Origin of the sequence: Hymenobacter terrenus (assembly GCF_000972495.1) — a bacterium.
GTDB lineage: Bacteria > Bacteroidota > Bacteroidia > Cytophagales > Hymenobacteraceae > Hymenobacter > Hymenobacter terrenus.
This window is the reverse complement of the sequence record NZ_LATM01000159.1, coordinates 1-263: the sequence shown is the minus strand read 5'-3', so window position 1 is coordinate 263 and position 263 is coordinate 1. Positions and strand designations below refer to the sequence as shown.

The 263-nt window shown below is 41.8% G+C and carries 1 pseudogene; it reads right to left on the bottom strand.

The features are described from left to right. Nucleotides 1-89: 89 nt before the first annotated feature. Nucleotides 90-263, bottom strand: a pseudogene (locus tag WX88_RS30650) (IS1380 family transposase); the annotation flags it as partial.

The following is a 263-nucleotide window of genomic DNA, read 5'->3' as shown; positions in this document are numbered from 1 at the left end:
TTCCAGTATCGTTTTTCCTCGCTAGATTTCCTCAAAAGGGCAGACTCCTCCCTTGGTGCGTCACACGATTTTTTCATCTCGACTGTTCTTTAATGCATCATTAACGACGCTTTTTTTCTAGGTGGTTCATAAGGAACAGGAAGATTCAGGTTGACTTTTCTAATCCTAGAATAAAGTGCTGAAAACAATTCGGAATAGGCATAGAGACTAGACAATTTGAGGAGCTGCTTGCGTCCTGTTCGAACACATTTTCCTACCACGTG